The sequence below is a fragment of the Mesorhizobium sp. B2-3-5 genome (assembly GCF_006442395.1).
GTDB lineage: Bacteria > Pseudomonadota > Alphaproteobacteria > Rhizobiales > Rhizobiaceae > Mesorhizobium.
In genome coordinates this window covers 269449-290528 of record NZ_VFVX01000005.1, presented here as the reverse complement: position 1 = coordinate 290528, position 21080 = coordinate 269449, and the positions used below count along the sequence as shown (strand labels likewise).

The following is a 21080-nucleotide window of genomic DNA, read 5'->3' as shown; positions in this document are numbered from 1 at the left end:
GATGCGTCGGCCTCTCGTCCGCCACCGCTCCCGCCATCATAACGGATTCGGCAAATGACAAGTTACAAGGATGCCGGCAGGCAGGTGAGGGGCAGCGCCGGCTTTGGCAATTGATCACCGCCGCCCTCTTCCGATCCCCTCATCGGTGTCGGCGAGCAGCTTGTGCACGGCATTGCGGGCCGCCGCCGGGCGCTGCAGGCGGATGTTCTTCTCGATCGCCTCGTGCAGCTTCTGCGCCCGCCGCTGGTCGCCGACCTGCCGCGTCGTGAAGACGAAGAGATGGTCGAGCGCGGATTCGATCAGCACGCCGAGCGGCACCAGAAGGTCGTTGCCCGAGGCCCGCAGGATGGCGAGGTGAAAGCGTGTGTCGGCGCGGATGCGCTCCGGCAGGCTCGCCGCCTCGCCCATCTCGCGGCAGGCCAGGCTGATCTCGGCCATCTGCTCGTCGCTGCGCCGCATGGCGGCGAAGGCGGACGCTTCCGGTTCGATGATGTGGCGAAACTCCTGGACGGTGCGCAGGAACGCTTCGCGGTCGGGCGCCGTGGCGTACCAGGCAAGCACGTCGCGATCGAGCAGGTTCCAGCGCTCCCTCGGTTCGACCCAGCTGCCGATCTTGGGGCGTGATGCCAAAAGGCTCTTGGCCATCAGCATCTTGATCGCCTCGCGCACCGCCGAGCGGCTGACATTGAAGGTCTCGGCCCATCTGGCCTCGTTGGGCAGGATGCTGCCGGGCGGATAGTCCCCACGCACGATCCGGAGACCAATCTCGCTGGCGAGCGAAGCATGAACACTGGACCCGGGAAAGTGCGCCGCATCCGCCCTGCGCACGGCAGGCTGATCGCGACCGGCTGGCGCCTTGGTCCTGCTGGCTTTTCCCTTTGCCTTCTCGTGCGGCATCCACGTTCCAATAGGTCGGCCGGCTGTCGGCCGGATTGATCCGAACCTGCGCGGGCGCGCCGATCCTGTAGCCGAAAATCCAAATTGTGGACGCGTCGAAGCCGGAGCCGGTGGCTCCAAACACAGCGTCTTCTTGAAGACTTCGATAGACCGGGGGCGCTCGCTGCCGAGCACCCCCGGACCGAAAACCTACTTCTGGATGCAGGTATCGACTGTGTCCTTGGTGCATTCGTCAAGGCCGGTGAACACCGGATCCGCGACCTTGGTGCCCTTGACGAGATCGATCATCACCGACGGGGCCTTGTAGCCCATCTCGAACGGCCGCTGGCCGACCAGCGCGGTGACAAGGCCATCCCTGGCGATCGCCACCTCGTCGCCGATCGTGTCGGCGGCGCCTATGACGAAGTCGTTCTTGGCGATCCGGTCCTTCAGCGGCCCGAACAGGTCGCGGTAGGGCTGCGGCGCCCCAAACAGCGGCCAGCCGCCCATGATGCCGAACGCGTCGAGCTTGGGATTGGCGGCGAGGATATCGGTCATCGCCTGCACGCCTTTGGCGCCGTCATCATTGGTGAACACCGGGCAGCCGGCGACTTCGGTCCAGCCACCCTCACCTGCCAAAGCCGCAAGTCCTTCCTTGCCGGACAGCGCGTCGCGCATGCCTTGCGCGCGGCGCAGGATGTTGTCGGCAGCCGGATTGCCCTCGATGGTGCAGATCGTGCCGCCCTTCGGCTTGGCCTTCTTGATGTATTCGCCGATCTTCTTGCCCATCAGATAATTGTCTGTGCCGAGATAGGTCTTGCGAAGGGCAGCGTCCTCCTTGGTCAGGTCGGCGTCGACGGTCATGATCGGGATCGTCGGGTTGGCGCTCTTGATCGTCTGCGCGATCAGCGGCGCGTTGGACGGCGAAATCGCCATCGCCGCCGTGTCGGGTTTGCTCAGCATGTCCTGCACGATCTGCGCCTCGCCGGCCTCATCCGAAGTCGACGCCGGACCGGTGTAGAAGCATTCATATTCTGCGCTGGCGTTTTCCTTGTTCCATTTCTCGCAGCCCTGATGGATGGCCTCGAAGAACGGATTGTCGAGACCTTTCACCACGATGACGACCTGCTTCTTGGCCAGAGCCGGCCCGGCGCCCAGTGCCATGGCGGCGACGGCGGCGAGCAAAACTGTTTTCCTCATGTCAGTCCTCCCTTGGAAACAGACGGACACGGCGTGCCCGCCACACGAACCAGCCCGGATCGAGACGACAGAGGCGCGAGCGCTCGTGCCACCAAGCCAGGCCGATAAGCATTTTCAGATGCGAGCGGACCGGCAATCGCCGGCACGATCGATAATCTTCAGCCGCTCCCGCCGGCAATGATGGCGTCACGGAGACGGCATGTCTTCCTCCGGCGCCAAGCTAATAACGGCGAAGCGTCAACGTCAATTGCAATTTGTCCTACAAAACGGATTTTTCAAAACGGTATCGCCTATTCGTCTGACAATTGCCGGTTCCTATTCATCCGACAATTGACGCCCGCGCGGCCATTTGCGTAAATGACGGCATCGCTGTTCCCGGGAGGAGCTGGAGGAGAGCGATGCGAGGCTGCGCCGGCCATGGGCAAGCGGCAAGCACGGGAGGCAAAGGCTGGTGGCTGTTCTCGAACTCACCAACATCTCGAAGCATTTCGGCGCCATCCAGGCGGTCAATGACGTGTCGCTGTCGATCGAGCCCGGACAGGTCGTGGGCCTGATGGGCGACAACGGCGCCGGCAAGTCGACGCTGGTCAAGATGATCGCCGGCAATTTCCGCCCGAGCCACGGCGTCATGCGCATGGACGACAGGGAACTGATCCTGCACAAGCCGGCGGAAGCCCGCCAGCACGGCATCGAGATCGTCCACCAGGACCTCGCGCTTTGCAACAATCTGACGGCTGCCGCCAATGTGTATCTCGGCCGCGAGCTGCGGCGCGGCGTCGGTCCGTTCCGCATCCTCGACTATGCCGCCATGTACAAACGCGCCGGCCAGCTCTTCGCCGAACTGAAGTCGGAGACGCGGCCGCGTGACCTGGTCAAGCAGATGTCGGGCGGCCAGCGCCAGGCGGTGGCGATCGCCCGCACCATGCTGTCGCAGGCCAGGATCGTGCTGATGGACGAGCCGACGGCGGCGATCTCGGTCAGGCAGGTCGCCGAAGTGCTGAACCTGATCCGCCATCTGCGCGATCAGGGCATTGCCGTTGTGCTGATCAGCCACCGCATGCCCGATGTCTTCGACGTCGCCGACCGTGTCATCGTCATGCGGCGCGGCCGCAAGGTCGCTGACAAGACGATCGCGTCCAGTTCGCCCGAGGAAGTCACCGGGCTGATCACCGGCGCCATCGAGCAGGTGGCATGACAGCGTGAAACCCGGATTTCACCACGACGGCACGCATCGGCGCTGGCAGGAAAGAACGATAATGGCAGTCACCCTTGACCAGACGATAGCGCAGAAGCAGCACACTTTCCTGTCGCGTCTGTTCTCCAGCCAGACCTTCTGGGTGGTCATCGCCGTTATCCTGGCCTGCGTCTTCCTGTCGTTCGCCACCGACGCCTTCGCCACCTCGAAGAACCTCTACAACATAACCCGCAACATCACCTTCGTAGCAATCGTCGCGCTCGGCATGACTTTCGTCATCATCACCGGCGGCATCGACCTGTCGGTCGGGTCCGTGCTGTGCTTGTGTTCGATGGTGCTGGCCGTGACCATGCACGCCGGCTATTCGATCGAGGTCGGCATCCTGGCCTCGATAGCCACCGCGCTCGCCATCGGCGCCTTCAACGGCGTTCTGATCGCCTATCTCGGCTTCCCGCCCTTCGTGGTGACGCTGGGCATGCTGTCGATTGCCCGCAGCCTTGCAATGGTCGCATCCAACAACACGGTCGTCTTCCAGTTTGGGCCCGACCACAACAAGCTTCTGGCGCTGGGCGGCGGCGCCTGGCTGTTCGGCATCGCCAATCCTGTGCTTTACATGATCTTGCTGACGCTGATCACCGGCTTCATCCTGCGCTGGACGAAGTTCGGCCGGCATATCTTCGCCATAGGCGGCAACGAGCATGCCGCGACGCTGACCGGCGTCCCGGTGAAGCGGATCACGGTCGCCGTCTACATGATCTCGGCGCTGTCGGCCGGCGTTGCCGGCATCATCCAGACCGGTTGGCTGGGCGCCGTCACCACCAATCTCGGCACCGGCATGGAATTGCAGGTGATCGCCGCCACCGTCATCGGCGGCGCAAACCTGGCCGGCGGCGTCGGCACAGCCTTCGGCGCCATTGTCGGCGCGGCGCTTATCGAGGTGATCCGCAACAGCCTTGGCCTGCTCGGCATCAACGCCTTCTGGCAAGGCACCTTCATCGGCGGAGCCATCCTGCTGGCGGTGCTGTTCGACCGCATCCGCAATTTCAGGCGCAGCGACTAACAGCCTGTCGCCGTCGAAGCATTATTCGTTCCGGTTCCTATCGTTCAGTCTGGCCTGTCCTTCGACCTGCAGCTTTTCCCGGCCCAGAAGAAGGACGGGCTGACATTGGTCGGGGAAAATCCCGAAACCAATTTCATCCTCATCCTTGCCGGAATGCTGACTGGCATGGAGCCAGAAACCACGGATGCCTGGAAGGAGAGCCTGCGCACGCTGTCGGCGACACCCGATTCCCACGCCAAGCTCTCCGGCCTCGGCAGGTTCGTGCATCGCAATGATGCGGCGTTGATCGCCTGCATCATCGACAACGCGATCGACATTCTGGGCCCGGACCATCTGATGTTCGGCTCGAACTTTCGATCGAGAAGCTCTGGACCAGTCACGCCGAACTGATCAAGGCGTACCGCGATGCGGTGGCGAAACATGGGCCGACCGCGGAAGCTGATATCTTCTGGAACACGGCCGAGCGAGTTTACAAGCCTGTGTAAGCGCCCGACCTCGCCTTCTCCCACAAAGGGGAGAAGGCGAAAGCCAGCGGCAATCCCTTACTGCGTCGGCAGCATGCCTTCGACGTCGCCCGCCGCGTCGGCGAGCGCGTCCTTGGGCGACGCCGACTGGTCGACGATCCGCGACAAATTGTCGACGATCGTCTGCGTGACCTTCACACCGTTGGTGCCGGGGAAGGCGTACCACGGAATCATCCGCGGCATCTGGCTGAGGCCGGCCTGGAACAGCGGATTCTTCTTGTAGAAATCGCCAAGATAGTCGGAGGATTTCGCCGCGAGCTCGTTGTTGGGGACGTAGCCCGTGCCGGGCACGACGACCGACGCACCATAAGGGCCAGCTGCGAATTTCGCGAACTTCCAGGCGGCGTCCTGCTTGGCGGCATCCTTGGTCAGGATGACCACGGCGTTGCCGCCAGTCGGCAGATGGCCGTTGACCGGATCGATCAGCGGGATTTTGGCCGTGCGCAGCGTGAACTTGTCGCCGACATTCTTGATCGTGTTGACGAGGGCGCCGGTGGTCTGGAATTCGAAGCCGACCTTGCCGGCCGCGAAAGCCTGCTCGCCAGCCGGCTTGGTGAAGACCGGCATGCCGCCCTCCTTCACCATCCGCTGCAATATCTCGACCGCCTTCCCGCCTTCCGGTCCGTTGAAGGCGACCTTGCTTTCGTCCTCGTTCAGCATCTTGCCGCCGGCGCCGAACAGCAGCGCCGAGAACATCCAGTCGTCGCCCTGCCAGCGGAAGTCGATGCCGTCGACGCCGTTGCCGAGCGCCTTGATCTTGCCGCCGAGCGCGATCACCTCGTCCCAGGTCTTGGGCGGATTGTCCGGGTCACCACCGGCGGCCTTCACCAAGTCGGCATTATAATACATGATCGGGTTCGAGGTGGCGAAGGCCAGCCCAACCTGCTTGCCGTTGACCTGCGCCAATTTCAGGATGGTGTCGGAGAAGCCGAGCTCCGCCATGTTGCCTTCCTTCTTGACCAGCGGGCCGAGATCGACGGGAACGTTGCGCTCGTTGAGCATGCGCAGGCGGTTCAAGCCGATGAAGGTGATGTCGGGCATTTCGTCGGTGCCGGCCTGGCGAAGGATAGTCTGGATACCTTCCTCGTAGGTGGCGGACGGGCTTGCGAACTGGATCTTGATGTCGGGATTTTCCTCCATGAACTTCTTCGAGATCGTGTCCATCACGTTCTTGAAGAAGCCTGGCATCGGGTAGTGAACCGTCAGCGTCGTTTCGGCATAGGCCGGAAGGGCCGCCGCCAGCGACAGCGCCGTTGCGGCAAATATCCTTGAGAAATGCTTCATTGCTCGTGCTCCTTGTTGTTGGTCCGGTCAGCCTTTGAGACCGGTCATGGTGATCCCCTCGACGAACCGCTTCTGCGCGAGCAGGAAGGCGGCGACGAGAGGAAGGGTGATGATCAGCGTGGCGGCCATCAGCGCGCCATAGTCGTCGCCGGCCTCGGCGGCCCGGAAATACATCAGGCCGAGCGGCGGCGTGGCGTAGGCCTGCTTGCTGACGACGATCAGCGGCCAGTAGAGATCGTTCCAGTGCGCAACGACGGAAAAGATCGCGAATGCGGTGACGGCCGGCCATGCATTGGGCACGATGACGCGCGCGACGATGCCGAGCTCGGACATTCCGTCGAGCCGTGCCGCGTGCAGCAGGTCGTCGGGCATGGCGCGGAAGAACTGCAGGAACATGAAGATCGCGAACACCGATATGGTGAACGGCGCCACCAGCGCGGTGTAGCTGTTGAGCAGGGACAGCCTGTCGAAGCCGACATAAAGCGGCAGCGCCGTCGCATGGATCGGCACCAGCAGGCCGAGCATGACCAGCACCATCATCAGCCGTGCGGCCCGGAACTTCAGCTTGGCCATGGCGTAGGCGCAAGGGATCGCGACCGCGACCTGGAAGAAGAAGATCAGGCCGCACACCACCACGCCATTCCACAAAAGCGTTGCCATCGGCACCTTGTTCAGCGCCTTGGCGAAATTCTCGGCGAAATAGAAATGCTGAGGGATGAGCGACAGCGACGACGTGAAGATGTCGCTCTGCGTCTTGCCCGCCGTCGAGATCATGAAGATGTAGGGCGCAAGGATCATCAGCGCGCCAAGCGAAAGCAGCGCGAAGCGGATGATGCGGCCTGCGGGGATGGCGGTGCTTCTCATGTGTAGTGCACCCGCCGGTCGAGCACGCGGTACTGCAGAAGCATCAGCACGACCAGAATCGCCAGGAAGACGACGGTCATCGCCGAGGCGTAGCCGACGCGCAGATAGACGAAACCCTCCTGGTAGATGGTGAAGAGCAGCACTTCGGAGGCCTTGTTGGGGCCGCCATCGGTCAGCATCTTCACAGTTTCGAAAACCTTCACCGCATTGGTGATGCTGATGGTGACGACGAACAGCGTCGTCGGTCCGAGCATCGGCCAGGTGACCAGGAAGAAGCGGTCGAGCGCCGATTTCGCGCCGTCGACGTGAGCAGCCGCGTAGAGCTCGCGCGGGATCGCCGTCAGGCCGGCCAGGAACAGCACCATGTTGAAGCCGACCGACTGCCAGATTCCGATGATCGACAGGCTGTAGAGGACGGTATTCGACGCGCCAAGCCAATTCGGGCCGGGAATGCCGGCCAGTGAAAGCAGCGCGTTGAGCGGCCCGATCGTCGGGTGGAAGATGTATTGCCAGACAGTCGCCATGGCGACGATCAGCGACGCGACGGGCAGGAAATAGACGGTGCGGAAGAAGCCGCGCGCGCGCCCCTCGCCTTCGATCAGCAGGGCGACGCCCAGGCCGAGGACGATCGAGACCGGCGCGACGATCGCCGTATAGACCGATGTGTTCCACAACGATCTGCGGAAGGTGCGGTCGCCCAGCAGATGCGCGTAATTCTCGAAGCCGACCAGGCGAAACTTGCCATAGCCGAGTTCGAAATCTGTGAAGCCGAGGAAGATCACGGCGGCCACGGGCAAGAGCACGAACAACAGCAACAGCACGATGGCCGGCAATGCCAGAAGCCAGGCGGTCCGGTCTTCGCTGCGCCGCCGAAGAGCGGCGGCACTCGGGACCTTGCCCGCCACCGCAACGCTAGACATAGGCCGGCTCCTGCCGCGCGCCCGTCGTGCCGGCGATGCGCAGGCGCCTTCCCTCCGGCCCAAAGACCATGGCCTGCTCGATGGACACAAGGACGCCCACCAGCATTCCCGCGATCAGTTCCCTCGCCTCGTGCGGCACGAGCTTGGCGATGACGGTCTCGCCAGAGGCGTCGAGCCGGCAATGGGCAATGACTTCCGACCCGAGGAATTCGAGACGCTCGATACGCCCGGCAATGCCGCTCCGCCCGTTTGGTGACAGCTTCACGAACTCAGGCCGGATGCCGAGGCTGACCGGGCCGGTCGCCACTTTCTCCAGCAGGGCCAGCCGGATGCCCTCGAAGCCGACGCGGCCGCTTTCAGCCTGCGCCTGGACGATGTTGATCCTCGGCTGGCCGACGAAACGCGCGACCTCGATATGGGCGGGATCGTTATAGATCACATCGGGCGCGGCCAGCTGCAGCAGATTGCCGCCGATCATCACCGCCACACGGTCGGCCATCGAAAGTGCCTCGGCCTGGTCGTGCGTCACATAGAGCGTCGGCACGCCGGCGCGGCGGTGCAATTCGACGATCTCGCCGCGCGCATGGACGCGCAGATTCGCATCGAGGTTGGAAAGCGGTTCGTCCATCAGGAAGATGCTGGGCTGCCGCACCATGGCGCGAGCCAGCGCTACGCGCTGCCGCTGGCCACCCGACATCTGCCCCGGCTTGCGGTCGAGCAGATGATCGATCTTCAAGACAGTCGCCATCTCGCGGACGTCGCGTGAAATACCGGCGCGAATATCCTTCTGGCCGGGCAGCAATGAGCCGATCACCGGCAAGCGCTGCGCCCCGCTCAGCCGCTTCATGGCCAAGGGAACCGCGATGTTCTGGCCGGCGGTGAGATGCGGATAGAGCGCGTAGGACTGGAACACCATGGCGATGTTGCGGTCGGCCGCGGCGACCGGCGACATGTCCTTGCCGCCGACGACGATTTCGCCGCTGTCGGCATGGTCGAGCCCTGCCAGAATCCGCAGCAAGGTGCTCTTGCCGCAGCCCGAAGGACCAACAAGAGCAATGAACTCGCCGGGTTCCACATCGAGGCTGATACCGTTCAGGATGGCGTTGCCGCCAAACGACTTCTTCAGGCCGCGAAGCGAGAGCGCGCTCATGATACGACCTTCTTGCGAACCTTGTGCGCCTCGTGCGGATAGACCTCCTCGACCACATCGTCGAGGACGTGAATGGTCATGCCTGGAATAGTGACGATCTCGCTGGAGATCGTGTCGCCGAAATCATGCACGACTGCACCAAGCAGCCGCTCGCCCGGCATATCGCGCTCCATGTCGCCGACGACGAAGGCCGCCGACGGGCCCCACACCAGCGACGTGTTATCGTATTTGCCTTGCCACGCCCGGTGCAGGTGACCGCTTGCAAACAGCGCGACATCGTGAGCGGCGATCAGATCGTAGAGGCGTTGGCGGTGTGCCGGGCGGATGCTCCAATAGCCGGTATCGCCCTCACCCGGTTCGTCGATAAAGAGCGGCTTGTGGGCGAAGAGCGCGACGCGCCGGTCGCCGCGGCTTTCCAGCACGGTCCGCAGCCATTCGAACTGCGCCTCTTCCTCGGCGTCGTCGAAACCCATCAGCAGGCTGTCGAGCCCGACGAGCCGCCAGCTTCCGGCGTCCTCAATCCAGTAGTCGGGGCCGACCAGCCGGCGCCAGCGCTCGAGCCGCCCGGCATTGACCGGCTGCAGCGAACCGGGCAGATGGCCGACATCGTGATTGCCGGGCACCAGCAGCATCGGCTTCGAGATTTCCTGCATCATATCCATGCAGAAGGCGATGTCGTCGTCCCTGTCGGCGCCGTCGACACTGAGGTCACCGGTGTGGATGACAAGGTCGGCGCCGCTCTGCTCGATCCAGGCGGCCAGCGGCTGCCAATTGCCGTTGAAGTGCGGCTTGGTTGGGCTGAAATGGGTGTCGGTGATCTGAACGATTTTCATGACGGCTCCACTGCGAGAGCCGACGCCGGAGAACCCCAGGCGACCAACTTCGCGTGGGGCTTCCATAGTGCCGTTACATGTCACTTCCTTAACAACATGGGGACAAATGTTCCCGCCATGCCTGCTGAACGCATAGCCTGTTTACAGCGGCCGGCCCAGAACCTGGACCATATGCCGTTTGGCACCGACAGTGACTGGCCCTGCCGTCCGCATCAGTTCGAAGCCTTGCCCATGCCAGAAGCGAAGAGCTTCTTCATTCTCGAAGAAAACGCCGAGTTCCACCCGTTCGACCTGCTGGGATTTCAGCCACCTGAAAAGATCGCGGCAGAGAACCCGCCCCAACCCTCCACCGCGAAGCCCTTTGTCGATCATGAGCAATGCGATCCACCAGCATCTCGTGCGCGGATAGTCGCGGTCGCAGGGCAGTAATCCGACGAGTGCGCCATCGATTGCTTTCAGCCCAAATATAAACTTGTCTGCTTCCGTCCGGTTTGGCGGAAAGTTCTCAAACTCCTCTTTTGCATTGGCCGCAGTGGGCGATTGACCTGTTTCCAGTATGACGTAGTCCGAGCAGGCCTGGTACAGCGGCACCAGTCTCGACGCGTCAATTCCAATCAGCCCTTCGATCTCGTATCCGCAGAGCGAAATTGGAAATGTTGTATTTTTGTCCATGAAGGTCTGCCCAGAAAGCTCGCTTACTTCACTTCGAATTGCGGATCGGTGCGGAATTCACCGCGTCGGCTGGAAATTCGATTTCAATTTGCTCGCCGCGTGGCCGGAAACCTCGGCACCCGCCCCCTGCGGCAGCACGAGGAAACGCAGCGCCGCCACCAGCCCGATGGCGCCGATCGCGAGGAAGGCGATTCGAAAATCGACGAGGCCGAGTGCTGGCCCACCCCTGGCGATCTGGGACAGGTTGAGGATCGCCGCCGCCACCGCGACGCCGAACAGCGTCGCCACCTGCTGCAGCATCGAGGACAGCGTCGCCGCCGAGCTGCGTTGCGCCGCGGCGATATCGGCGAAGGCCAGCGTGTTGAGCGCGGTGAACTGCATCGAACGCGACAGGCCGGCGATCAGCATCAACACGACAACCAGGGCCTGCGGCGTCTGCGGCGAGATCGCCGCGCAGGCCATGATCGAGGCCGAGGCGATGATGCCGTTGACGACCATCACCGAGCGAAAACCGAAACGCCGCAGCGTCGGCGTCGTCACCGTCTTCATGCCGAGATTGCCGAGAAAATAGGCCAGGATCATCATGCCGGCATCGACGGGCGAGAGGCCGAAGCCGACCTGGAACAAAAGCGGCAGCAGGAACGGCGTGGCGTTGAGCAATGGGTGCGGGGCGCGCCAGAGATGCCGCACCGCCAGCCAGCCGACGACGATCCCCGCCGCGATCAGCAGCACCGTTGGCAGCATGCCATCCTCGGGATGCGCGATGCGCTCGAGGCCGTAGAGCAGGCAGGCGAGCCCGAGCGAGGTCAGGAAAAATCCCGGCCAGTCGAGCGGCTTGGGATCGGCCTCCCGGTCGCCGGGGATGAAGCGGGCGACAAGCGCCAGCCCGACCAGCCCAAGCGGGATATTGATGAAGAAATTCCAGTGCCAGGACAAATAAGTCGTGATGAAGCAGCCGAGCACCGGCCCAACGACGGGCGCGAACAGCGCCGGCCAGGTGATCAGAGCGGTGGCGTTGAGCAGCTCGGACTTCGACGCATTGCGCAGGACGAGGATGCGCCCGACCGGCGTCATCAGCGCGCTGCCAAGGCCCTGCACGGCGCGCGCGGCGACGAATTCTGTCAGATTCTGCGAGAAGCCGCAGGCGAGCGAGGCGAGCGTGAACAGCGCGATCGCGACGAGGAAAATATTGCGCGCGCCGAACCGGTCGGCGAGCCAGCCCGACAGCGGCACGAACACCGCCATGGTCAGCATATAGACGGTGATGCCGATGCTCATCGCCACCGCCGGGACGCCGAAGGAGGCGCCCATCTGCGGCAGCGACGTCGAGATGATCGTCGAATCCAGCAGCTGCATGAAAAAGGCGATGGCGACGATCAGCGCCACGCGCCGCGCGTTTGTTGCTGCTGTCGTCGTCGGTTCGGAAGGGGCTTCGTCTTGGGAAAGAGCAGTCATGACGACCTGGTTTGAACAGCATCCGGCTGGCTCAGTCCATAGATTATCCAACAAACTTTCGTGCGGCCTGTTTGCCTGTTATGGAGGGAGTGGGGGCTCCCGAGGAACAGTGCGCGCATGAAGCCCATCTATATCGACTATCTCAATGCCCTCGACATCGACGCCCTTGCCATGACCGATGCGGAAATCATCGGCGCGGTCGAGGCCGGGCTCGTCGCGCAAGGCAAGGGCCAGACTGTGATCGAGCCGCGCGTCCATCTCGAACCCGACCCGTCCTTCCATGGTCATTTCAACGTACTGCGCGGCTATGTGGCGCCGCTCGATGCGGCGGGCGTGAAGATCGTCGGCGATTATGTCGACAACTATCTGCATGGACTGCCGTCCGAATTCGGCATCCTCAATCTGTTCGACCCGCGCACCGGCACGCCGCGCGCCATCCTCGACGCCACCGTCATCACCGACATGCGCACCGGAGCTGTCACCGCCATCGGCGCGAAGCATCTGGCGCGCAGGAATTCCAAGGTGCTGGCCCATATCGGCGCGCGCGGCACGGCCTATTGGAACGTGCGGCTGCTCGACCATCTCTTCGACTTCGACGAGATCCGCGTCCATTCGCGCCGCCCGGAAAGCCGCGACGGCTTTGCCGCCAAACTGTCGGCCGATCTCGGCAAGACGGTTACGGCGGTGGCCGATTGGGAAAGCTGCGTCAAGGGAGCCGACATCGTCGTCGAGGCCTCGCGGCTGCCGGAACCGCAGCCACTGCTCAAGACCGAATGGATAAAGCCCGGCGCGCTCGTGATACCCTACGGTACGATGAGCGCGGTGGAACTGTCGCTGACCGACATCATGCATAAGATGGTCGTCGACGACTGGGGCCAGTGCAAGAGCGGCAAGTTCGGCTCGCTGCGCGCCCATGTCGAGACCGGGCGGCTGAACGAAAAGACGCTGCATGCCGAGCTTGGCCAGATCGCCGCCGGCCTGAAGCCGGGACGGGAGAGAGACGACGAGACCATCCTGTTCTGGCATCGTGGCCTGTCGCTCTCCGACATTGCGCTCGGCAAGGCGATGCTGACCAAGGCGGGAGAAAAAGGCATCGGCCAAAGGCTGCGCTTCGCATGAGCGCGCTGGTCCTCACCGGGGCCGGTGTCGGCATTGCCGATGTCGCCACCGTCGCCCGTGCAGGGCGCAGGGTGGAAATCGGGTCGGATGTCATCGGCAGGCTGGAGAAGGCGCGAAAAGTGCTCGATCATGCCGCCGCCTCTGGCCAGCAGATCTATGGCCTGAACACCGGACTTGGCGCCAATCTCGGCACGACGGTCGAAGGCGATGCCAGCGTTTTCCAGCGCCAATTGCTGGAAGGGCGCAGCGGAGCGGTCGGCGAAAGGCTGCCGATCGAGACTGTCCGCGCCACCATGGTCGCGCGCGCAGCGATGCTTTCAGCCGGCGGCTCCGGCCTTTCGCCTGCCGTGTTCGTGGCTTTGGTCGACGTCCTCAACGCCGGCGTTCATCCGGTGATGCCATCGCTCGGTTCCATCGGCGCCGGCGACCTAGTGCTGATGACCGCGCTCGCCCGCCTGCTGATCGGCGAAGGCGAGGCCGACTATCAGGGCCGGCGCATGCCGGCGGCAAAGGCGCTGATGATGGCCCGCCTCGTCCCTGTCAGCCTGGCCCCCAAGGATGGGCTGTCGCTGATCAACGCCTCGGCGGTCTCCGCCGGCAGCGGCGCGCTCGTGGTGACGGATACGCTGTCAGCCCTTGTCCAGCAGCAGCAGGCCGGTGCGCTGACCATGGAAGGTATCGGCGCCAACCGCACCATCCTTGATCCGCGCTTGCACATGGCACGCCCGGCGGCTGGTCAGCAGGAAGCCGCAAAGGCGCTGCATGACCTTCTCGCCCGTGACGTGGCGCCCGCGCCCACCACCTTGCAGGACCCGCTATCGATCCGCTGCATGCCGTCGATCCATGGCGCACTGATCGAGGCGATAGGTCAGGCAAAGCGGGCCGTCGAGATCGAGCTCAACGCCGCTGCCGACAACCCGCTGGTGCTGGGTGATGACGGCGTGGTGATGTCTGCGGGCAATTTCCACACCGCCGCACTCTCGCTCGCCTTCGAGACACTCAGCCTGGCGATCGCGCAATGCGCCGCGGCGAGTGTGGCCCGCTTCATCCAGCTCACCGGTTCGGGCCGCAACGGCCTGCCCAAATATCTGTCGCCGGTGGGCGGCGCGTCGGCCGGTTTCGTGCCGCTGCAAAAGACGGCGACATCGATCCTGGCCGCCATCCGCCACAAGGCCAATCCGGTCATGCTCGATTTCCTGCCTGTCTCCGAAGGGGTCGAGGATCATGCGACCCAGTCACCCCTGACCGTTGCGAAATGCGCCGGGATGATCGCGCTGTGGCGGCGGCTGATCGCCTTCGAACTGATGGCCGCCGCTCAGGCCATCGACCTACGTGAAGGGTTGACGCTGGCACGACACACATCGGCCGTCCACACCGCGATCCGCAGGCTGGTTCCGGCGCTGAAGGAGGACAGGCCGCTCGGCATAGACGCCGAAGCGCTCCATGCCGCGCTCGCCGGCGGCTCCTGGCAGCCGAGCTTACGTCAGGCCGACCTTGTCCAGGAACAGGCGTAGCTCGGCCGGATCCATATGCACGATATGCCTGTCCTCGGGATAGGCACCGCTGTTGACGTCGGCGACATATTCGGAGAACGCCGCCACCCGCTCCGCTTGCAGCCGGTCATACTCGGCGGCGAAGTTGCGATAGACCTTGGAATGGCGGGGCATGTGACCACGGTTCTGGCCAAGAATATCGTCGGCGAACAGATATTGCGCGTCGCAGCCCGTGCCCGCTCCCATCGACAGCATGATGAGTGATGTCCGCTCAGAGATCGCCTTGGCCACCTCGGCCGGCACAACCTCGATCTCGGCGCCGACGGCGCCCGCCGCCTCAAGTTGCTTCACTGCTTCAAAGACCTGCATAGCGGTATCGGCGGTCTTGCCGACAGCCTTGAAGCCGCCTGTCCAGGTCGCGCGCGACGGGATGAGGCCAACATGGCCGATGACGGGAATAGCATCATCCGCCATGCGCTTGATGGTGGCATAGCCGGCGCTGCAATAGACCGCGTCGGCGCTGGCCTTGTAGAGGCGGAAGGCCCAGCGGACGAAATCATCCGCCGTGCCGATCTCGAAGAAATTCTCGCCCGGCATGGTGAACAGGCTGGGTGCCGCATCGCGGTATTGCCGGTTGAGCACCAGTTCGGGCGGCACCGAGACGATGTCGACCCCTGCCCGTTCGGCGGCCTCGGCCTCGTCCAGGGTCAGCACGCGCAGCATGGTCAGTTGGCGCTTACCCTTCATCGCGCGCAGATCGGCGACGGTCGGTCTCTTTCGGCTCATCGAACTTGTTCCTTCGTTGTGTGGGCGGGAGGCCATGTCGGCCGATCAGTCGATCTCGATCATCACCTTACCGGCCTCGATCTTTACCGGATAGGTCTTGAGATTGACGCAGACCGGCGCGCCCCTGGCGTGGCCGGTCTTGTAGTTGAAGCGACCATTGTGTTTGGGGCATTCGATGATGTCGTCCATCACCAGCCCGTCGGCCAGATGCGCCTTCTCATGCGTGCAGTAGCCGTCGGTGGCGAAGAACTCGTCATCCGGCGAACGGTAGACCGCAAAGGTACGGCCAACATGATCGAAGCGAATGACATCCTCTTCCTCGACGTCGTCCACAGCGCACGCTTCAACCCAATCGGCCATCTCGGTCTCCTCAGGACATTGGTGATCGCTACTCGGCCGCCGCCGACATATCGACCTCGTGGAACTCGCCGCGATAGGGCCTGGCCGTCGGTGGCAATTCGCGCTTGAGGTAATAGTCCTCGTATTTCAACTGCCTGAGCAGCACCGGCCAGACCTCGCGATAGGCGTGCCACATAGACGGGTTCGGCTCCGGCAAATCGTGCTTGATCAGCTCGTGCAGCCTGGGCAGCGCGTGGTACGGCACCATCGGGAACATGTGGTGTTCGACATGGTAGTTCATGTTCCAGTAGATGAACCGGCTGATCGGGTTCATGTAGACGGTGCGGGTGTTGAGTCGGTGATCGACGACATTGTCGGCAAGGCCGATATGCTGCAGCAGGCCGGTCAGCACCATGTGCCAGGTGCCGTGAAGGCGCGGCAGGCCGATCAGCACCAGCGGCACCCATGATCGCAGCGCGATCGCAAGAGCGATCGTCGCGACATAGATGGCGATATGCCAGCGGGCGGCCCCCACAGCTTTTGCCCATTCCATCTCAGGGATGTAGCTCTTCTCTTCATCGGACAGTCGGCCAAAGGCCTGACGCGCCAGCGTCGGCAGCGAATAGCGGAAGTCGAGAATGCCGGTGAAGGCCAGCGCCGCCTTCAGCAGGTCCGGCGGACGCATGACGGCGATCTCGGCGTCGCGGCCGACGATAATGGTGTCGGTATGGTGGCGGGCATGGCTCCAGCGCCATTGCACGGGATTGCGCATCAGCATGAAGGAGGCGATATGGTAGACGACGTCGTTCATCCAGCGCGTGCGAAAGGCCGTGCCGTGGCCGCATTCGTGCCAGCGCGAGTCGCTCGACGAGCCGTAGAGCACGCCGTAGACGAACAGGAACGGCACCACCCACCACGAGCCCCAGAACCAGACGATCCCGGCGGCGGAGCCCAGGATCGCCGCGAGCCAGATCGCCGTATCGCGGATCGCCGGTCCGTCGGAACGCTGCATCAATTCCTTTATCGCCTTGCGCGGGACGTCGGTGTGGTACCACTCGGCAGAGGCAAGCCCGGTCTCGATCGCCACCCTGGTGCTTTCGCCGACAAGGCTGTAATCGCGCTTCGCCATCGTCTTCTCCCGCTGGCCTCAAAGGCCGTTGGCGCGGAATTTCCCGTCCAGAAACGTCTTGGCGCGCGGCACGTCATCCTCGGTCAGATGCTCGATGATGACCGGGATGTTCGGGTGCTTTTCGCTGAGCCGCTTGAGATAGAGGTCGTAGTTGAGCGAGCCTAGACCAGGTGCGGGCAACTCGATCTCGCCGACACCACGGAATGTCAGCCCTTCATGGGCGTTCTCGTCGCCAATGTCGGCATGCTTCTCCGACTTGTCGCCGCCCGAGCGCTTGACGTCCTTGGCGTGCGCGATCCTGATCTTGTCCGCCAGCGTGTCGAACACCTGGTTCAGCACCTGGTCCATGCGATCGATGTTGTGCGCCTCGAAATAATTGGTCGGGTCCATCAACAGGCCGAGCCCGGGGTGATCGACCTGCGCGAACATTTTCACCGTCTCTTCGACCGAGCCGACGACATTGTTGACATAGGTTTCGAGCAGGAACACCGCGCCGTGGTCATAAGCCGTCCGGGCAAGGTCGGAGATCACCTTGCGGCATTCCTCGAAACCCTCTTCGGTCTTGTTCCTGGGATGATGCACCCAGTCGGATTCGGTGTTGTAGGTGCCGGTTTCGGAGATCACATAGGGCGAGCCGAAATCGCGCGCGTTGCGGATGATCTCCTTGATATAGCCGACGCGCCTTTCGCGCTCGGCTTTGTCGGGATGGATGATGTTGGTGTAGCCTGAAATGCAGCAGACCGGCAGATCGTGATCACGGAATGTATCGCGGACCTTTTTCGCCTTGTCCCCAGTGATCTGCCCGGCCGACAGGTCGATATCCCTGAAATGCAGGTCGAGTTGTACTGTGTTGAAACCGAGCGCGCGGATGCGCCTGGCGGCCTCATCCAGCTCGTAAGGGAAATAGCCTGTAAAGATACCTGCCTGCATCATGGGGTGAAGTCCTCCCGGTAAGCGATTCAGTGGCCACACCAATCCGTGGCCGGATGTTCAGTCGGCCGAGATTTCGGAGAGCCTGACAGTGCGACCTTCCGCCATCGAGCGATAACCGGCCTCGACCAGAGCCATGGTCTTGACGTTGTCGGCGACCGACAGTGCCGGTGGCGTGTCGGTCTTCACGGCATATTGAAGCTGCTCCATCACGCCGATGAAGGCGTGCGGGAACCACATCGTATCCCAGCTTGGGCTGACCCATTCACCGCCGGTCGTTTCGGTCGAGGCGTAGGTCAACGTCGAAGCCACGCCAGTCGGCCAGCCGATCGTGCCCTTGGCGACGCCCTTGGTGCCGTCGACACGCCAGTGGATGAGCTGATCGTCTCGATAGCCCTGCTGACGTGGCCCGGACCACACATCCTCCAGCGACACGGCCAGCACCCCGGAAGGGAACCGCAAGGTCGACACCGTGATGCCGTCGGAGTGCTCGAACGTCGTGCGCGGATCCTTGCGCGTCAGCGTCGTGATCTCCAAGGGATCACCGAACAGGAAGCGCAGCACGTCGAGATGATGCACGCTCATATTGGCAAGTGTAAGCCGGTCGTAATCGGCGAGGAAGGCCTGCCAGTGCGGGATCGCGTGCATGTCGATCTGCGCGAAGACGATGTCGCCGAGCGCGCCACTGTCGAGGATCTGCTTCAGCACGCGCATCGACTGGTCGTAACGCATGTTCTGGTTGACCGAGAGGATCTTGCCTGAAGTTGCCGCCTCATCGCGAAGTTTGACAGCTTCCTCGACCGAAAGCGCCAACGGCTTCTGCGCCAGGATCGCCTTGATGTGCTTCTGCTTCAGCGCATGACGGATCAACGCCGGCTGCTGGTCGGGAGGAAAGGCAAGGTCGACGATCTCGACATTATTGTCTTCGATCAGCTGCTCCGGCGTGTCGTGCACGGTCGGGATACCCCAGCGTGTGGCCACCTTCTCGGCGCTGGCCTTCGTCCGCGAGGCGATCGCCACCACTGGAAATTCGGCTTGCGCATAAGCGGCCAGGTGGCACTCGGCCATGATCATGCCGGCGCCGACGCAGCCGATCCGGTATTCCCTGACGCGCACCTTGACGTCCGGCTCGAATCCCATGCTCGCCATCCAGTCCTCCCGTCGAGGACTGGATATAACGCTATGGCCCCGGCATCGGCCAAGGCCTGCACCATCATTTCCCATCAGGACAATGGAGGTGAAAGCCGTGAAGGTTAAAAGCAAAAAGGCCGGCTCAGTTGGGCGCGGCGTCGAAAATCGCGAGGCGATGTTTGCCCTTATTGGACCGCTGCTCCCTCGGCAACCGCGGCATCGACAAAGCGGACGATCGCCTTGCCATCCTCATCAACACCGATGAAAATCCGCTCACCAGAAACAATGCCGGCAACATCACACACCACCAGCGGCATGCTGATCCCGTAAAGGAACTCCGCCACGATGGCGCCGACGGCCAGGATCGGGTCCTGCCGCTCAATGAGAATTCCGGCCGGCGCCGTGCCCCTGCGGATCGCCTCCGCCAGTACCGAGGATGAGGAGGATGAGCCCCGCCCGCTTGGCATGACCAGGATCTTGCCGGCGACATTCTGGCTGAGACCGGGATGGGAATGGTCGATGATATCGCCCGTCTCCGCATCGACGCCGCCCCAGAAGCTGAGCGGCTGCGAAAACACCAAGGCCTGCCCTTCCGCGGTGCCGGCCAGCTGAAATGTACCGGATCGCTCGACAACTTCCGTTTCCACCGGCAACGTCATAACACACTCCGCACGACATGCCCGACAGCGGCGGAACGGATGCAGTCCCTCATCTCGGCGAAAGCGACAGTCACGCCGATATTGCCCGGCGCGTAATGCGCCCACTTGCCCGAATTGGTCATCACCACGCCGTCGAGCCGTTCAAGAATCGCAGTGACATAGGTGCAGGTGTCGGCGACGGGGATCAGGCCGAACGCCTCCGTGCCATCAAGCGCGCCCTCCTCCTGCAGCCGCGTCAGCGTCGCGCGCCCGGTGTTGACATAGATCGGAATGCCCCTGCCCGGCGCGACCTCGCGCAGCATGGGCAACAGACGCGTCCATTCTTCGTGGGAGAAGTGCGGCGTGCCCAGCGACACGGCGGAGAGCGGCGCACCGTCGGCCACTCCAGACAGCCTGGCCAAAGCATGATCGATGTCGGCACGGCTGATGCGGATAGTCTCCTCGGGCGCCATGCCCTGGAATGCGTCATCAAGCGTTCCCGCTTCCGGCGTGATGCCGACCGCATGAAACAGCGCCACAGCACCTGTCGTTGCCGCCGCGGCACCCAGCGCCTTCAACTGGTCCTCGTCGCGCGGCCGCGGCAGGCCCGCGATCACCGGAATGCGGTCGCCGCTCGCTTGCCCGATGATCAGCCCGACGCCGACGAACAGGCTGTCGCTCGGTTCCGGATCGGCAACCGCCAGTTCGAACAGGATGCGGCCGCGCCGGTTTTCGCTCAGATGCAGGCCCCAGGCCGGCGCGCGTCCGGTCATGGCGCAGCACAGATCGATGAAGTCGCCATAGCGGTTGGTGCGCGCGCCGATCACCGAATTGGCGAAGACGATGGCGTTGGATTCACCCCAGGCGATCTGCTGGCCGAATCCAGGCCGAAAGCGCGTCTGATAGGGCGCGCAGGTGAAGGTCGCCTGACAGCCAAGCTCCAGATGCGCCTTCATCAGCCGCCGCGCTGGCACTTCCTCCGCTGCCGCCATCTTCACCATGCCTGGATGGATAAGGTCGAACGAGCCGACATTGAGCGTCGTCGGTACCAGCACGCGGCCGCCGCCCTCGACCAGCCGTTCGACGAAATCGAGCCCCGCCTTGCCGTGATAAAGGCAGCCATCGATGTGGGCGCCGGTGATATCGAGCAGGCTCTCGGCTCCAACCGCGTTGGAGAAGGCGACGAGGATTTTCATCGCGGCAGCGGCCGAAGGACCTTGCTCGCCGTCGAACATGGATTGATCTCCGACAGTCAATTCCAAAGTCATCGGTACTCCAGCAGCTGACTCGACAGCATGGCGGGACAGCGCCCTCCTCTGCCCTAGCGGCCATCTCCCCCACAAGGGGAGATGGGCAGCTTCGGCCTTATTGCACTTTTTGCAACGTGGAATTTCCGCGAAACCGGCGATAACAGCCGATCTCCCCCTTCGTGGGGGAGATCTCCGGCAGGACAGAGGGGGGCGCGAAGGAACGCCAATAGTT

At 63.2% G+C, this 21080-nt stretch carries 21 protein-coding genes; 5 read left to right on the top strand and 16 right to left on the bottom strand.

The window, feature by feature from the left end:
- Window positions 1-114: 114 nt before the first annotated feature.
- Together FJ958_RS09330 and FJ958_RS09325 are read right to left on the bottom strand one after the other, a co-directional pair.
- The gene (locus FJ958_RS09330) at window positions 115-897 is read right to left on the bottom strand and encodes a FadR/GntR family transcriptional regulator (RefSeq protein ID WP_140741760.1); all 783 of its coding nucleotides are present in this window, start codon (window positions 895-897) and stop codon (window positions 115-117) included.
- Window positions 898-1086: 189 nt separating this feature from the next.
- On the bottom strand, window positions 1087-2076 hold the full coding sequence (locus tag FJ958_RS09325) for a sugar-binding protein (protein WP_140741758.1): 990 nt from the start codon (window positions 2074-2076) through the stop codon (window positions 1087-1089).
- A 451-nt stretch (window positions 2077-2527) separates the two neighbouring features.
- Here FJ958_RS09325 and FJ958_RS09320 point away from each other — a divergent pair, with 451 nt between their 5' ends.
- The 3 genes from FJ958_RS09320 to FJ958_RS09310 all read left to right on the top strand — a co-directional run bounded on the left by FJ958_RS09320 (window position 2528) and on the right by FJ958_RS09310 (window position 4721).
- Window positions 2528-3271 carry an ATP-binding cassette domain-containing protein gene (locus FJ958_RS09320; protein WP_140741756.1) on the top strand — a complete coding sequence of 248 codons (744 nt, stop codon included), beginning with the start codon at window positions 2528-2530 and terminating at the stop codon, window positions 3269-3271.
- Window positions 3272-3332: 61 nt separating this feature from the next.
- On the top strand, window positions 3333-4331 hold the full coding sequence (locus FJ958_RS09315; RefSeq protein ID WP_140741754.1) for an ABC transporter permease: 999 nt from the start codon (window positions 3333-3335) through the stop codon (window positions 4329-4331).
- Between the two features lie 105 nt (window positions 4332-4436).
- A complete protein-coding gene (locus FJ958_RS09310; protein ID WP_246679563.1) occupies window positions 4437-4721 on the top strand; it encodes an amidohydrolase family protein in 285 nt (94 codons plus the stop codon).
- 152 nt (window positions 4722-4873) lie between these two features.
- Here FJ958_RS09310 and FJ958_RS09305 read toward each other — a convergent pair whose 3' ends face one another.
- The 7 genes from FJ958_RS09305 to FJ958_RS09275 all read right to left on the bottom strand — a co-directional run bounded on the left by FJ958_RS09305 (window position 4874) and on the right by FJ958_RS09275 (window position 12033).
- Window positions 4874-6139, bottom strand: coding sequence for an ABC transporter substrate-binding protein (locus FJ958_RS09305; protein WP_140741752.1), 1266 nt, complete (start codon window positions 6137-6139; stop codon window positions 4874-4876).
- 27 nt (window positions 6140-6166) lie between these two features.
- Window positions 6167-7003 (bottom strand): carbohydrate ABC transporter permease, encoded by an 837-nt coding sequence (locus FJ958_RS09300; protein WP_140741750.1) that lies wholly within the window; start codon window positions 7001-7003, stop codon window positions 6167-6169.
- The gene (locus tag FJ958_RS09295; protein WP_140741748.1) at window positions 7000-7923 is read right to left on the bottom strand and encodes a sugar ABC transporter permease; all 924 of its coding nucleotides are present in this window, start codon (window positions 7921-7923) and stop codon (window positions 7000-7002) included. Before FJ958_RS09295 ends, FJ958_RS09300 begins: the two co-directional genes overlap by 4 nt.
- Window positions 7916-9073 carry an ABC transporter ATP-binding protein gene (locus tag FJ958_RS09290; protein ID WP_140741746.1) on the bottom strand — a complete coding sequence of 386 codons (1158 nt, stop codon included), beginning with the start codon at window positions 9071-9073 and terminating at the stop codon, window positions 7916-7918. Before FJ958_RS09290 ends, FJ958_RS09295 begins: the two co-directional genes overlap by 8 nt.
- Window positions 9070-9906: a metallophosphoesterase gene (locus tag FJ958_RS09285; protein WP_140741744.1), complete on the bottom strand. Its 837-nt coding sequence runs from the start codon at window positions 9904-9906 to the stop codon at window positions 9070-9072. The genes FJ958_RS09290 and FJ958_RS09285 overlap by 4 nt, the downstream gene beginning before the upstream one ends.
- Window positions 9907-10047: 141 nt before the next feature.
- Window positions 10048-10578 (bottom strand): GNAT family N-acetyltransferase, encoded by a 531-nt coding sequence (locus FJ958_RS09280; protein WP_140741742.1) that lies wholly within the window; start codon window positions 10576-10578, stop codon window positions 10048-10050.
- 57 nt (window positions 10579-10635) lie between these two features.
- Complete coding sequence (locus FJ958_RS09275; protein WP_140741740.1) at window positions 10636-12033, bottom strand: MFS transporter; 1398 nt, start codon at window positions 12031-12033, stop codon at window positions 10636-10638.
- Window positions 12034-12150: 117 nt separating this feature from the next.
- On the opposite strand from FJ958_RS09275, the gene FJ958_RS09270 reads away from it, so the two are divergent.
- Both FJ958_RS09270 and hutH read left to right on the top strand, forming a co-directional pair.
- Window positions 12151-13152, top strand: a complete 1002-nt coding sequence (locus FJ958_RS09270; RefSeq protein WP_140741738.1) for an ornithine cyclodeaminase family protein — start codon at window positions 12151-12153, stop codon at window positions 13150-13152.
- A complete protein-coding gene (hutH, locus tag FJ958_RS09265) occupies window positions 13149-14666 on the top strand; it encodes a histidine ammonia-lyase (protein ID WP_140741736.1) in 1518 nt (505 codons plus the stop codon). The genes FJ958_RS09270 and hutH overlap by 4 nt, the downstream gene beginning before the upstream one ends.
- Here hutH and FJ958_RS09260 read toward each other — a convergent pair.
- The 7 genes from FJ958_RS09260 to FJ958_RS09230 all read right to left on the bottom strand — a co-directional run bounded on the left by FJ958_RS09260 (window position 14631) and on the right by FJ958_RS09230 (window position 20866).
- Window positions 14631-15431, bottom strand: a complete 801-nt coding sequence (locus FJ958_RS09260; RefSeq protein WP_140741734.1) for a 3-methyl-2-oxobutanoate hydroxymethyltransferase — start codon at window positions 15429-15431, stop codon at window positions 14631-14633. The genes hutH and FJ958_RS09260 overlap by 36 nt on opposite strands.
- A 45-nt stretch (window positions 15432-15476) precedes the next feature.
- Window positions 15477-15791: a MocE family 2Fe-2S type ferredoxin gene (locus FJ958_RS09255; protein WP_140741732.1), complete on the bottom strand. Its 315-nt coding sequence runs from the start codon at window positions 15789-15791 to the stop codon at window positions 15477-15479.
- A gap of 28 nt (window positions 15792-15819) precedes the next feature.
- Entirely contained in the window at window positions 15820-16899 is a 1080-nt protein-coding gene (locus FJ958_RS09250; protein ID WP_140741730.1) for a fatty acid desaturase family protein, read from the bottom strand.
- Between the two features lie 18 nt (window positions 16900-16917).
- Window positions 16918-17832 (bottom strand): sugar phosphate isomerase/epimerase, encoded by a 915-nt coding sequence (locus FJ958_RS09245; protein WP_140741729.1) that lies wholly within the window; start codon window positions 17830-17832, stop codon window positions 16918-16920.
- 57 nt (window positions 17833-17889) lie between these two features.
- Window positions 17890-18978 (bottom strand): Gfo/Idh/MocA family oxidoreductase, encoded by a 1089-nt coding sequence (locus FJ958_RS09240; protein WP_140741727.1) that lies wholly within the window; start codon window positions 18976-18978, stop codon window positions 17890-17892.
- A gap of 167 nt (window positions 18979-19145) precedes the next feature.
- Window positions 19146-19619 carry a DUF126 domain-containing protein gene (locus FJ958_RS09235; protein WP_140741725.1) on the bottom strand — a complete coding sequence of 158 codons (474 nt, stop codon included), beginning with the start codon at window positions 19617-19619 and terminating at the stop codon, window positions 19146-19148.
- Window positions 19616-20866, bottom strand: coding sequence for an aconitase X (locus FJ958_RS09230; protein ID WP_140741723.1), 1251 nt, complete (start codon window positions 20864-20866; stop codon window positions 19616-19618). Before FJ958_RS09230 ends, FJ958_RS09235 begins: the two co-directional genes overlap by 4 nt.
- Between the last annotated feature and the right edge of the window lie 214 nt (window positions 20867-21080).